This window comes from Brevundimonas sp. R86498 (genome assembly GCF_044598075.1).
Taxonomy (GTDB): domain Bacteria; phylum Pseudomonadota; class Alphaproteobacteria; order Caulobacterales; family Caulobacteraceae; genus Brevundimonas.
This window is the reverse complement of sequence record NZ_CP139004.1, coordinates 2,986,628-2,999,028: the sequence shown is the minus strand read 5'-3', so window position 1 is coordinate 2,999,028 and position 12,401 is coordinate 2,986,628. Positions and strand designations below refer to the sequence as shown.

General features: G+C 68.7%; 15 protein-coding genes and 2 tRNA genes. 14 read left to right on the top strand and 3 right to left on the bottom strand.

All coding sequences use genetic code 11. The features are described from left to right. Positions 1 to 9: 9 nt before the first annotated feature. Positions 10 to 477 carry a MarR family winged helix-turn-helix transcriptional regulator gene (locus SJY26_RS14835; RefSeq protein WP_396593767.1) on the bottom strand — a complete coding sequence of 156 codons (468 nt, stop codon included), beginning with the start codon at positions 475 to 477 and terminating at the stop codon, positions 10 to 12. A gap of 171 nt (positions 478 to 648) precedes the next feature. On the opposite strand from SJY26_RS14835, the gene SJY26_RS14830 reads away from it, so the two are divergent. Continuing rightward, positions 649 to 1,440 (top strand): alpha/beta fold hydrolase, encoded by a 792-nt coding sequence (locus SJY26_RS14830; RefSeq protein ID WP_396593766.1) that lies wholly within the window; start codon positions 649 to 651, stop codon positions 1,438 to 1,440. 160 nt (positions 1,441 to 1,600) lie between these two features. Here SJY26_RS14830 and SJY26_RS14825 read toward each other — a convergent pair whose 3' ends face one another. Then, a complete protein-coding gene (locus SJY26_RS14825) occupies positions 1,601 to 3,583 on the bottom strand; it encodes a biotin carboxylase N-terminal domain-containing protein (RefSeq protein ID WP_396593765.1) in 1,983 nt (660 codons plus the stop codon). Positions 3,584 to 3,743: 160 nt separating this feature from the next. On the opposite strand from SJY26_RS14825, the gene SJY26_RS14820 reads away from it, so the two are divergent. The 3 genes from SJY26_RS14820 to SJY26_RS14810 all read left to right on the top strand — a co-directional run bounded on the left by SJY26_RS14820 (position 3,744) and on the right by SJY26_RS14810 (position 6,596). After that, on the top strand, positions 3,744 to 5,234 hold the full coding sequence (locus tag SJY26_RS14820) for a hypothetical protein (protein ID WP_396593764.1): 1,491 nt from the start codon (positions 3,744 to 3,746) through the stop codon (positions 5,232 to 5,234). Positions 5,235 to 5,446: 212 nt separating this feature from the next. After that, positions 5,447 to 5,938, top strand: coding sequence for a peptide-methionine (R)-S-oxide reductase MsrB (gene msrB / locus SJY26_RS14815; protein ID WP_396593763.1), 492 nt, complete (start codon positions 5,447 to 5,449; stop codon positions 5,936 to 5,938). A 73-nt stretch (positions 5,939 to 6,011) separates the two neighbouring features. After that, a complete protein-coding gene (locus SJY26_RS14810; protein WP_396593762.1) occupies positions 6,012 to 6,596 on the top strand; it encodes a hypothetical protein in 585 nt (194 codons plus the stop codon). Positions 6,597 to 6,648: 52 nt separating this feature from the next. Here SJY26_RS14810 and SJY26_RS14805 read toward each other — a convergent pair. Further along, positions 6,649 to 6,723, bottom strand: a tRNA-Thr gene (locus SJY26_RS14805). A gap of 95 nt (positions 6,724 to 6,818) precedes the next feature. On the opposite strand from SJY26_RS14805, the gene SJY26_RS14800 reads away from it, so the two are divergent. The 10 genes from SJY26_RS14800 (at position 6,819) to SJY26_RS14755 (ending at position 12,101) form a co-directional block, all read left to right on the top strand. Next, a complete protein-coding gene (locus tag SJY26_RS14800; protein ID WP_396593761.1) occupies positions 6,819 to 6,995 on the top strand; it encodes a hypothetical protein in 177 nt (58 codons plus the stop codon). Positions 6,996 to 7,249: 254 nt separating this feature from the next. Continuing rightward, the gene (murA, locus tag SJY26_RS14795) at positions 7,250 to 8,554 is read left to right on the top strand and encodes a UDP-N-acetylglucosamine 1-carboxyvinyltransferase (protein WP_396593760.1); all 1,305 of its coding nucleotides are present in this window, start codon (positions 7,250 to 7,252) and stop codon (positions 8,552 to 8,554) included. Then, a complete protein-coding gene (locus SJY26_RS14790; RefSeq protein WP_396593759.1) occupies positions 8,544 to 9,035 on the top strand; it encodes a DUF2948 family protein in 492 nt (163 codons plus the stop codon). The genes murA and SJY26_RS14790 overlap by 11 nt, the downstream gene beginning before the upstream one ends. Continuing rightward, a complete protein-coding gene (locus SJY26_RS14785) occupies positions 9,032 to 9,493 on the top strand; it encodes a UPF0262 family protein (RefSeq protein WP_396593758.1) in 462 nt (153 codons plus the stop codon). Before SJY26_RS14790 ends, SJY26_RS14785 begins: the two co-directional genes overlap by 4 nt. 66 nt (positions 9,494 to 9,559) lie before the next feature. Then, complete coding sequence (locus SJY26_RS14780; RefSeq protein ID WP_396593757.1) at positions 9,560 to 9,838, top strand: hypothetical protein; 279 nt, start codon at positions 9,560 to 9,562, stop codon at positions 9,836 to 9,838. Positions 9,839 to 9,944: 106 nt separating this feature from the next. Then, positions 9,945 to 10,163: a translation initiation factor IF-1 gene (gene infA / locus SJY26_RS14775; protein ID WP_008261544.1), complete on the top strand. Its 219-nt coding sequence runs from the start codon at positions 9,945 to 9,947 to the stop codon at positions 10,161 to 10,163. Between the two features lie 10 nt (positions 10,164 to 10,173). Further along, positions 10,174 to 10,764 (top strand): Maf family protein, encoded by a 591-nt coding sequence (locus SJY26_RS14770; protein WP_396593756.1) that lies wholly within the window; start codon positions 10,174 to 10,176, stop codon positions 10,762 to 10,764. Beyond that, the gene (locus SJY26_RS14765) at positions 10,761 to 11,792 is read left to right on the top strand and encodes a ribonuclease E/G (RefSeq protein ID WP_396593755.1); all 1,032 of its coding nucleotides are present in this window, start codon (positions 10,761 to 10,763) and stop codon (positions 11,790 to 11,792) included. The genes SJY26_RS14770 and SJY26_RS14765 overlap by 4 nt, the downstream gene beginning before the upstream one ends. A 4-nt stretch (positions 11,793 to 11,796) precedes the next feature. Next, entirely contained in the window at positions 11,797 to 11,964 is a 168-nt protein-coding gene (locus tag SJY26_RS14760; protein WP_396593754.1) for a DNA gyrase inhibitor YacG, read from the top strand. 61 nt (positions 11,965 to 12,025) lie between these two features. Then, positions 12,026 to 12,101 (top strand) — tRNA-Phe (locus tag SJY26_RS14755). The last annotated feature ends 300 nt before the right edge of the window (positions 12,102 to 12,401 follow it).

The following is a 12,401-nucleotide window of genomic DNA, read 5'->3' as shown; positions in this document are numbered from 1 at the left end:
CGTTGTCGCTCACCCGCCGGGCGTCTTGCGACCGCCCAGGCTCCGGTAGATGGCGTCCCGGAGGCCCTTCATGCGGCCGTTCATCTCGCCCAGCTCGGCGGGGCTCGCGCCCGAATGGTGGAGCAGGGCCTCGGCGAGGCAGCCGGCCCTCTGCTTCAGGGCGCGGCCTTCGTCGGTCAGGGTGACGACGACCTGGCGTTCATTGCCCGGGTTGCGCATCCGGCGGACGAAACCGGAGGCCTCGAGGCGTTTCAGCAGCGGGGTCATGGTGCTGGGCTCCAGCGCCAGCTCCTCGGCGATGTCCCCGACGGTCCGGCCGTCCTCGCGCCACAGGACGTTCATGACGAGATACTGGGGGTAGGTGACGCCGAGGGCGTCGAGCAGGGGCTTGTAGGCGCGCTGGATCGCCATGCTGGTCGAATAGACGGTGAAACAGAGCTGGTCCTCCATCGGGATCGGTCCGGTCTGTCGGGTCATCAGGCACACTCCGCTACGCGACGTTTCGCGAGAAAACACATATCGCGATAAATATTCGGTTGACAAGGCACGGCCCGTCCCGGATAGGACGGTTATCGCTATAACAGTTCGCGGCGTAACATTCTCAACCGGGCAGGCCGAGGCCTCCCACATTCAAGGAAGGACCATCCCATGATCAAGTTCCGCAACATCCTCCTCGCCGCCGCCGGTGCCGCCAGCCTCGGCGGAGCCGCCCTGGCCCAGACGGCCGCGACCCTGCCGGCCGACCAGTCGGTCCGCAACGTCGTGCTGGTGCACGGCGCCTTCGCCGACGGCTCGGGCTGGCGCGGGGTCTATGACGACCTGACCGCCCGCGGCTATCGGGTGACGATCGTCCAGAACCCCCTGACCTCGCTCGCGGACGACGTCGCCGCCACCCGCCGCGCGCTCGCCCGTCAGGAGGGCGGCACGATCCTGGTCGGCCACTCGTGGGGCGGGGTGGTGATCACCGAGGCCGGCGTCGACGACAGGGTGAAGGGCCTTGTCTATGTCTCGGCCCTGACCGCGGACGTGGGCGAAACGGCCGGCGACCAGTACGCGGGCTTCGGCATTCCCTCGACCTTTGTCATCGACGAACAGCCTGACGGTTTCGGCTTCCTCAACCTCGAGCGCTTCAAGGAAGGGTTCGCCGCCGACGTGAGCGACGCCGAGGCCGCCTTCATGCGCAATTCCCAGGTGCCGATCGCGATGTCGGCCTTCGCCACCCCGGTGACCCAGGCCGCCTGGAGGACTCGCCCCAGCTGGTTCATCGTCGCGACCGAGGACGCCGCCATCAGCCCGGCCATGCTGCATCAGCAGGCCGAGAAGATCGGCGCGACGAAGGTCGAGATCCGCGCCAGCCATGTGCCCATGGTCTCGCAGCCGCGCGCGGTCGCTGATGTCATCGATCAGGCGGCCCGGGCCGTGTCGGCGATCGGGGAGTGAACCCGGGAAGGCGGGCGAGGCGCAAGGCTTCGTCCGCCTGCTCAGCGTAGGCGAGGGTTCAGCGCGTGAGTGCGTGACAGGTTCGCGCTCTCGCGCGCCACCTTGTTCCGGGTCTGCGAGGCTGCGCCTCTCCGCCCGGAATGACGAAAGGAAGCGGCGCTCAGCCGAACTCCACCAGCACATCGTCGGCGGCGACCGGGTCGCCGGCTTTCGCGCCGACGGCCTTGACCACGCCGTCGCGGTCGGCGCGGAGGATGTTCTGCATCTTCATGGCCTCGATGACGGCGACGGTCTCGCCGGCCTTGACCTCCTGACCGACTTCCACGGCGATGGAGACGACGAGGCCCGGCATGGGGGACTGGATGAGCTTTGAGGTGTCGGCGGCCTGCTTCTCGGGCAGGCGGGCGAACAGTTCGGCCGTGCGGGGGGTGAGGACGCGCACGCGGGCCTTCACCGCCCCCGTGCGGATGGCGAAGCCGTCGGCGATGCGGGCGACCTCGGCCGTATAGGGGACGTCGTCGAGGACGGCGCGGAACTGGGGCAGGCCGGGGCGCCAGTCGATGTCGGACAGCTGCAGGGCGCGATCCTCGCCGGCGAGGTCCAGCGTCAGGGCCTCGTCCTCGTCATAGCCGAGGGTCACGCCGTGGGCGTCCCGGTCGACCAGGACGATCCAGTCGGTGCGGTCGGACGGATCGCCGGACTGTTCGGTCAGGATCTCGTTCATGGCCGCGGCCGTGGCGATCAGGATGTCGAGCCGGCGGCGGTCGGGGGCGGCCCCGTGGAAGCCGTCGGGGAATTCGTCCTTGATGTAGGAGGTCGAGAGCTGGCCGGAGCGGAACCGGTCCTGATCCATCACGGCGGCGAGGAAGGGGACGTTGTGGCCGACTCCCTGCAGATGGGTGTCCTCCAGCGCGCGGGCCATGCCGTCGATGGCGGCGAGGCGGGTCGGAGCCCAGGTGTTCAGCTTGGCGATCATGGGATCGTAGAACATCGAGATTTCATCGCCCTCGCGGACGCCGGAATCGTTGCGGACGGTGTAGGTGCCCTGATCGCCTTCCTCGGGCTGGTCGTAGCGGACGAGGCGGCCGATCGAGGGCAGGAAGCCGCGATAGGGGTCCTCGGCATAGATCCGGCTCTCGATGGCCCAGCCGTTGATCTTCAGGTCGTCCTGACCGAAGGCCATTTTTTCTCCGGCGGCGGAGCGGATCATCTGTTCGACCAGATCGACGCCGGTGATCAGTTCCGTCACCGGATGCTCGACCTGGAGCCGGGTGTTCATCTCGAGGAAGAAGAAGCTGCGGTCCTGACCGGCGACGAATTCGACCGTGCCGGCCGAGTCGTAGTTCACGGCGCGGGCCAGGGCGATGGCCTGTTCGGACATGGCCTTGCGGGTGGCGTCGTCGAGCAGGGGGGAGGGGGCCTCCTCGATGACCTTCTGGTTGCGGCGCTGGATCGAGCATTCGCGGTCGAACAGGCTGACGATATTGCCGTGCTTGTCGCCCAGCACCTGGATCTCGATGTGGCGCGGGTCGATGATGAACTTTTCGAGGAAGACGCGGTCGTCGCCGAAGGCCGTCTGGGCCTCGGCCTTCACGGCGGCGAAGCCCTCGGCCATGTCGGCGTCGGAGTGGGCGACGCGGATGCCCTTGCCGCCGCCGCCGGCCGAGGCCTTGATCATGACCGGATAGCCGATCTCGTTGGCGATCTGCAGGGCGTGTTCGTTGGATTCGATCAGCCCCATGAAGCCGGGGACGGTCGAGACCCCGGCCTCGGCGGCGAATTTCTTGGACGTGATCTTGTCGCCCATGGCCTCGATGGCGTGAGGGTTGGGGCCGATGAAGGCGATGCCCTCGGCTTCCAGCCGGCGGGCGAAGACGGGGTTTTCCGACAGGAAGCCGAAGCCCGGATGGACCGCCTCGGCCCCCGAGCGCCGCACCGCGTCCACGATTTTGTCCTGCAGCAGATAGGATTCGGCGGCGGGGGAGGGGCCGATGTGGATGGCCTCGTCGGCCATCTCGACGGCCATGGAGCCCGCGTCGGCATCGGAATGGACCACCACGGTCTGGATGCCCATGCGGCGGGCGGTCTTGATGATCCGGACGGCGATCTCGCCCCGGTTCGCGATCAGGATCTTTGAAAACATGGGCCGATCCGTAGGCGGGGCGAGCAGACCTGTAAACGCCTGGGCGAGGGTTCGCCCGATGCACGAAGCGACACAACATCGCGATCCGGGTTGGCAAGGCGGACCTTAATCGGCTTTAACTCCCGCGATCCTTCGCATCCCCGGCCCTGGAGTTCGCTTTATGACCCGTTTTCTGACCGCTGCCTCGGCGGCTGCCCTCGTGCTTGTCGCGGGCGCGGCATCCGCCCAGGACTTCCGCCAGCTGGCCCAGACCGATCTTCAGGCCGCCCATGACGAATTGAGCGCCAATCACCCTGCCGCAGTGATCCCCGGCGCGGCGGGTGACACCTTCCGCAGCTGGATCGACAGCGGTCTGGCGGACGCCCAGGGCCGGACGGGCCAGGTCAACTCCGGCGACGCCCACGCCTATCTGATGCGCTACTACGCCGCCGGCTTCCGCGACTCCAACATCGCCATCCGGCCGACCTTCGAGGGCCTGGGGCCCTATTTCGGGACCAGCTGGCCCGGCGTGGCCACCGGCTGGCGCAACGGCCGCTATGAGGTCACCTATGTGAAGCCGGGCGTGCGCAATGCCCCGCGCATCGGCGATGTCGTGGTCTCCTGCAATCTGACGCCGATCGAGGACTTCGCCCGCGCCAAGCTGGACAAGTGGGAAGGCAATCTGGAGACCGAGGCCGGTCGCGTGACCTCGGCCCCCTATCTGCTGTGGAACCGCAACAACCCCTTCGCCGGCGGCGTGCCCTCGACCTGCGAGTTCCAGCGGGGCGGCCGCGGCCGTGCGCGCGCCGTCGAGCTCCGCCCCGTGCCGATCGTGGCCGGCGATCTGGAAGCGGCCTATCGCGCGACCGTCTATATGCCGCCGGCGACGCCGCTGGCCGTCGAGACCGTTGACGGTCGCCCGTGGGTGCATGTCCATTCCTTCGCCGACGGCACGGCCTGGGACGCCTTCAACACCCAGGTCGAGGGTCAGGTGTCAGCCCTGCGCGGGCCGCAGGGCTTTGTGCTGGACCTGCGCGCCGCCTCGGGCTCGTCGGCCTACACCTCGACCGCGCGCGGCTACGGCCTGGCCAACCGCATCTGGACGCCGGAGTTCACCGTCAGCCGCCAGCCGGCCGCCGGCGAGATCACCTATCGCGCTACCCAGGGCAACCGCGACTGGTACGCCGAGACGCTCGGCCGGATGGAGGCCGATCCCCGCTTCGTGCAGGAATCGACCCCGGTGATCGAGCAGACGCGTGAGATCGTCGCCGCCTTTGACGCGGCGATCGCCGCCGGACAGCAGACCTTCACCCTGCCGGGCCGCGCGGCGGTGCCGGACACCGGCGCGCCGAACCCGGTCCAGGGCCCCGTCGTGGTGCTGGTGGACGCCGGCTGCTCGGGCGGCTGCCTCGACACGCTGGACCTGCTGACCCGCCTGCCGAACGTGCGCATCGCCGGATCGACCACGGCGACGGACAGCATCTTCATCGAGCCGACCATCGAGCGCCTGCCGTCCAACTATTCGGACCTGAGCTATGGCCACAAGGCCTGGACCAGCCGCCAGCGCGGCAACAACCAGCCCTTCACCCCGGCCGAGGGCCTGGCCTATTCGGGCAACCCGGCCGATGAGACGGCCGTGCGGGCCTGGGTCGGCACGCTGTTCGGCGGCTGACGCGATGCATCACCTCCCCGTTCGCGCAGGCAAAGGGGGAGGACCGATCGCGAAGCGATCAGGAGGGGGCAACCGGGTCTGGCCGGGGGCCCCCTCTTCGTTTGAGTCGCCCCCTCCTGGTCGTCGCTGACGCTCCGACCTGTCCTCCCCATTCGCCTGCGCGAATGGAGAGGTGACTGGCGTCGCGTCGTCTCTACACCCACATTGGGCGCATGACCGACATCACCGAAACCCACGCCCTCCGTTCCGCCTCCGGCTTCGATCTGACGCCGCCGTCGGAGGGCCAGCGCGTGGCGCTGGAGGCCGATCTGAACGCGGAGGAGAAGCGCGTCCTGCTGTCGCACGGCACCGAGGCCCCGTTCTGCGGGGTGCTGCTGGGCGAGAAGCGGGCGGGCGTCTATGTCTGCCGCCAGTGCGGCCTGCCCCTGTTCCGGGCCACGACCAAGTTCGAGAGCGGCACCGGCTGGCCCAGTTTCACCGAGCCGGTGGATGAGGCCCATGTGACCGCCATCGTCGACCGGTCCTATGGCATGGTGCGGACCGAGACGGTCTGCGCGCGCTGCGGCGGGCATCAGGGCCATGTGTTCCCGGACGGGCCGCCGCCGACCGGCCTGCGCTACTGCATCAACTCGGTGGCCCTGACCTTCGTGGAGGCGGGGCGGCCGTTGCCCGATCCGCTGGGGCGCGGCGACGGCGTGGCGTGACGGGGATGAAACCGGGCCATCACGCTCCGGCCTCATTCCGGGTTAGGATGATCCCCAGTCCGGAGTTCTGCCCATGCTGACCGCGCTTGTCCTGGCCTCCTTGATCACCGCAAGTGATCCCGATGGCGTGGTGACGACGGCCCCGAACGGGACCGGGGCGGTGGTCGTGGGCGCTGTGGCCCCGACCCCCGAGGCCCGGCCGGACGCCGCCCTGGCCGGTCAGGTGACGGCTCAGCAACTGACCACGGCGGAGCAGATCGACCGCTGGATCTCCGCCCCCGGGCGGGACGTGGCCCCGTTCGCCAATTCGATGGGGCCGGGTGACGACCGGAAGATGCACGGCTTCGTCAGCGGCTCGATCGGGACGGACGACTATTCCTCGGTGTCCGTGGGGGTCTCCCTGCCGGTCGGCGAGAACGGGCGGCTGGACCTGAGCTACAGCCAGACGAAGAACGGCTGGGGGTATCCCGGCTACGGCTATGGCGACCCGGGCTATGGCTATGGCTATGGCTACGGCGGGCCGTTCGGCGTGAGGGATCCATTCTACGGGGCCGGGTACGGCTACGGAGCGGGGTCCCGGTCGGGCCGGTCGATGTCCCTCGGGTTCCGCTGGGACGAGGACAAGGATCGCCGCGAGCGGATCTCCGCCGAGGATTGAGCCACTGAAACGCAAAAGGCCCGGTCTCGCGACCGGGCCTTGTCGTTTCAGATGGTGCCGCCGGGGGGAATCGAACCCACGACCTCAGCCTTACCAAGGATGCGCTCTACCACTGAGCTACGGCGGCCTGTTCTGAGGAAGCGGCCGTATAGCCACTCACATCGCGGGGGGGAAGCCCATAATCCGCTTGCCGTGGAAGATTTCCGCGGGCTGAGTGTCGGCATGACCGAACCGCCCGAGTCTTCCGTGCCCAACCCGCCTGTTCCGCCCGTCGCGCCGGCGAAAACACCGGAGCAGATCGCGAAGGTGGAACGGACCCGCCGTCTGGCCAGCGCGCTGCGGGACAATCTGCGCCGGCGCAAGGCGGTCAAGCCCGGGGCGGGGCGGCAGGACAACTGACATTCACGATCCCTCTCCCTGTGGGAGAGGGCTTGAGCACACGATCACGCAGTGATCGTCCTTGTGCGAAAGGGTGAGGGGTCGGTGCGCAACGGCTGGCGGGGTGCCCCTCACCCTTTCGCGTTTCCGATCGCTGCGCTCCCGGACGCTCAAGCCCTCTCCCGCCGGGAGAGGGAAGGCCCTTTCGCATCCGCGTGCGGCCGGGCTAGATAGCCGGCTCGCCGGGCCTTCTCCCTGCGGACGTCAGGGACGACATGGACAGTATTACGGTTCACGGCAACGGCCCGCTGCACGGCGACATTCCGGTCAGCGGCGCGAAGAATTCGGCCATCAAGCTAATGGCGGCGTCGATCCTGACCGACCAGCCGCTGCGGCTGACCAACATGCCCCGGCTGGCGGACACGAAATTCCTCGGCCGGTTGCTGCAGTCGTTCGGGGTTGTGGTGACCGAGAACGGTCACGGGGTGGAGCAGGAGACCCTGTTCGACGCGCGCGAGATCACCTCCACCTTCGCCCCCTATGATCTGGTGCGGCAGATGCGGGCCAGCTTCAATGTGCTGGGGCCGCTGCTGGCGCGCACGGGCCATGCCAAGGTGTCGCTGCCGGGCGGCTGCACCATCGGGGCGCGGCCGGTCGACCTGCATATCGACGCCCTGACGCGGCTGGGCGCTGTGATCGAGCTGGAGGAGGGCTATGTCTCGGCCCAGGCTCCGGCCGGTCTGCGCGGCGCGGAGATCGAGTTTCCTTTCGTGTCGGTCGGGGCCACCGAACACACCCTGATGGCGGCGGTGCTGGCGCGGGGCACCACGGTGCTGAAGCGCGCGGCGCGCGAGCCGGAGATCGGCGATCTGGCGCGCTGTCTGGTGATGATGGGCGCGAAGATCGAGGGGATCGATACCGACACCCTGGTGATCGAGGGCGTGACCTCGCTGGGCGGGGGCGAGTGGTCGGTGATTCCCGACCGGATCGAGATGGGGTCCTATGTCTGTGCCGCCGCCATGGCGGGGGGCGAGGTGCGGCTGACGCGGGGGCGGGCCGAGCTGATCACGGCCCTGACCGACCGGCTGGTGGAGGCGGGGGTGGAGATCACGCCGACGGCCGACGGGGTGATCGTGAAACGCGATCCGGGCCAGCGGCTGAAGGCCGTGGATGTGGCGACCGAGGTCTATCCGGGCTTCGCCACCGATCTGCAGGCCCAGTTCATGACCCTGATGACCACGGCCGACGGGGTCAGCGTCATCCACGAGAACATCTTCGAGAACCGGTTCATGCATGCGCCGGAGCTGGCGCGGCTGGGGGCCGACATCTCGGTCCATGCGGGTGAGGCGCGGGTCACGGGGGTCGAGCGGCTGAAGGGCGCGCCGGTCATGGCGACGGACCTGCGGGCCTCGGTCAGCCTGGTGATCGCCGGTCTGGTGGCGGAGGGTGAAACCACCATCGGTCGCGTCTATCATCTGGATCGCGGCTTCGAGCAACTCGAGGAAAAGCTCGGGGCGTGCGGGGCGGACATAAGGCGGGTTGCGGGCCCGCCGGTCGAGGGACCGGGTGATGACCACTGAGGCGTTCGAGGCCGAGGAGCAGGAGGCGATCCGGGCGGCGACCAACGCGGCCAATACACCCCTGCGCCTTCTGGCCGAGGACGACGAGGATCTGGCCATCATCTCGGCGGCGCTGCAGGACGCCATCCTGAGACCGGCCGACATCGTCTGGGAGAAGGGCGCGCGGCGGCTGACGATCGAACTGAGCCGGTTCTGCTGGGAGTGCGGCGGGACCCGGGTGCGGGCGGCGATGCAGTTCGGCGACGTGGAGGCGGTCAAGAGCCGGGGGCTGCCGCGGCTGCCCGACACGCCGCTGGAGCTGCTGGCCATCCATTTCATCGAGGGCGAGGCCCCGGGCGGACGGGTCATCCTGATGTTCGCCGGGGGCGGGGACCTGAGGGTGGACGTTGAATGCCTCGACGCGGTGGTCACCGACCTGTCGGACCGCTGGCCGGCGCGAGTGGCACCAACGCATCTCGATCCCCCGGAGGAGGCGTCATGAGCGATCACAGGCTGGCGTCCGTCGTTCTGGACGAGGCGACGCTGCCGTCGGCCACGGCCGAGATCGAGCATGAGCGGCGCGTGGCCATCTTCGACCTTGTCGAGAAAAACCTGTTCGAGCCCGAGGGGGCCGGCGAGGGGCCCTATGACCTGAAACTGTCGCTGCAGGACAACCGGCTGGTGTTCGACATCGCGGCCCCGGACTTCGTGCGGACCTATGCCCTGTCGCTGACGCCGCTGAAGAGCGTGCTGAAGGACTATCTGATGATCTGCGACAGCTATTACGAGGCGTTGCGCGGCTCGTCGGCCAGCCAGATCGAGGCCGTCGACATGGGCCGGCGCGGTCTGCACAACGAGGGGGCCGAGCTGCTGAAGGCCCGGCTGGAGGGCAAGGTCGCGATCGACCACGAGACGGCCCGGCGGCTGTTTACGCTGGTGTGCGCGCTCTACCGGCGCTGAGGCCTACGGAGGCCGGGGACAAGGGGCGATCTTGAATCCCGTGACATTCAGAGCCATCCTCAACCCATGAGCGCATGGCAATCATCGACCAGCGACCGGATCGGGACGCTTGAGCGCGATCATCGCGCGCTCCTTTTGGCCTTCGGTGCCGCCTTCGTCTTCATCATCGTGATGTTCGGGGCCGGATATCTGTCGCTGGCCGCCAAGCTCGACGCAGGCTTCGATCGCGTGTCGTCCAAGATCGATCTGATGGCGTCCGAGGTGAGCGGTCTGAAGGCGGATGTGGCGGTGCTGAAAGCAAACGCTGGGCCCCCTTCGGACGCGGACCGTCCGGTTCGTCGCTGACGAACTCGACTAACGCGCGGATTTCGTGCATTAGCGCCGACTTCTTGCGGCTCGCGCTTCGTCCGGCGCGGGCCTTGATTCGTATTCACAGGGCGCGGGAGGCCGCATGGCCAAGGAAGAACTGCTGGAGTTTCCCGGCACGGTCAGCGAACTGCTGCCGAACGCCACCTTTCGGGTGACGCTTGAGAACGACCACGAGATCATCGCCCACACCGCCGGCAAGATGCGCAAGAACCGCATCCGCGTGCTGGCCGGGGACAAGGTGCTGGTCGAGATGACCCCCTATGACCTGACCAAGGGTCGCATCACCTATCGCTTCAAGTAAGGGCGCGCGCTTGACGCGTCCCGAACTGGTGCTGGCCTCGGCCAGCCCGCGCCGCATCGAACTGCTGGCGCTGATCGGGATCACTCCCGATCGTATTGACCCCGCCGACATCGACGAGACCCCGCTGAAGGACGAGACGCCGCCGCGGTTGGCCGTGCGGCTGGCGCGGACCAAGGCGCAGGCCGTGGCCGCGCGTGCGCCGGGTGCGGTCGTGATCGCCGCCGACACGGTGGTGGCGGTCGGCCGACGCCTGCTGGAGAAGCCTGCCGACGCGGCGGAGGCGGAGCGGTTCCTGCGGCTGCTGTCGGGGCGCAATCACCGGGTGTTCACGGCGGTGTCCGTGGCGGCGGGCGAACGGGTCACCCATCGTTGCGTCGAGACCCGGGTGGCGTTCAAACGCCTGTCCGAGGCCGAGATCGCCGCCTATGTCGCCGGGGGGGACTGGCGCGGCAAGGCCGGGGGGTATGGCATCCAGGGCCCGGCGGCCGCCTTCGTGCTGAAGATCATCGGCAGCCATCCGGCGGTGATGGGCCTGCCATTGCCGGAGACGGTCAATCTGCTGGCGGGGGCCGGCTGGCGGCCCGATCCCGCGCGGTCGTGAGCGGCATCGAGGTCTTTCTGGACGACACGCCCGGCGAGGTTCGGGGCGTGGTCGTGCGGAACGGCCGGTACGAGCGGCTGATCCTGCAACGCGAGGACGAATCGCCCATGCACCGGCCGGGGGCGCGAGGAGTGGGCCGGGTCACCCGGGTCGAGCCCGCCCTGAGGGCCGCCTTCGTCGATCTGGGCGGGGCGGGACCGGCGGGCTTCCTGCCGCTGGGCAAGGGCCAGACCGTGCGGGTCGGGGAGGGGGTCGAGATCGAGGTGACCGCGGCGCCGCGCGAGGCCAAGGGCCCAACGCTGCGGCGTCTGGGGGCACCATCGGGGTCGGTCGGCCTGATCACGCCTGGCCCCGACGTCGTGGCCCAGCTGCAGGCCCTGGCGCCCGGGGTGGAGCCCGTGAGAGGCATCGAGGCCATCCGGGCCAGTCGCGAGGCGGAGGAGGCGGCGCTGGCGTCCGGCGAAGTCTTCACCGACCGGGGGCTGGATGTCGCGGTGCAGCGGACCCGGGCCCTGATCGCGGTGGACATCGACCATGCCCCGGCTGCAGGCCGCGACGCGCGAAAGGGGCGGGCGGAGGCCAACCGGTACGGGCTGGAACAGACGGCGCGGATGATCCGGCTGAAGGGCTGGGGCGGGCTGGTGGTCGTGGATCTGGTGGGGACGGCGCTGGATCCGGCCGAGGTCGGGGCGATGGCGAAAGCGGCCTTCGACGGCGATGGCGCGACGTTCGGTCCGATGAGCCGCTTCGGCGTGCTGCAATTGGCCCTGCCGTGGCGCGCGCGGCCGGTGGAGGAGGTGCTGAACGACGCCAGCGGCCGGCCGTCGTTGCTGAGCCGCGCGATCGCGGTCGTGCGCGCCCTGCGGCACGATCTGTTGTGTGATACGGGCACGCCGCGACTGGTGGCGCGGTGTGCGCCGGACGAGGCGGCGCTGGCGGCCCCGCTGGCGGCCCGTCTGGGACCGCGGGCCATCGTACAGGCGGATCCGGCGCTGGCCCCCGGACGTTTTGTGATTTCGGAGGACTGACGTCTTGGCCACCTGTCCCATCTGTCGGCGCAATCCCACTGTGGAGGCTTACAAGCCCTTCTGTTCGAAGCGCTGTGCCGACGTCGATCTGCAGCGCTGGCTGGTCGGGGCCTATGTGCTGCCCGAGACCGATGAAGCGGTCCCGGACGCCGATCCGGAAAGTGATGACTGAACCGGCTGGACACCCCGTTTCGGCTCGCCTATAGACCCCGCTCTCGCGTTTAGACGCCTGCGCCTGGGTAGCTCAGTTGGTAGAGCAGCGGATTGAAAATCCGCGTGTCGGTGGTTCGAATCCGCCCCCAGGCACCACCTTTCCCCTGCGTCAGCATCGACCACTTGTCGGACCACGCGGGGGTCGTTAACCTAACGCTGAAATGCAGCAGTGGTAAGACATTGCGCGGTTTTGCACCTCATGCTCGCCCAAGGGGTGAAAAGCACCTCTGCGCCCTTGACGCTCTGGTATCGGTTCGCCAAAGGAGCTTGACGCTTTCTTTATGTGAGCGGCCGAACGCCCGCCGGGCCTAGGTCCTGAAGGCTTCGACCAACCCGCCGCTGGGGCCCTCGGGCAACCGGATGCGACAGAAGGCGTTTCGCCGTCCGGTCCTCGCG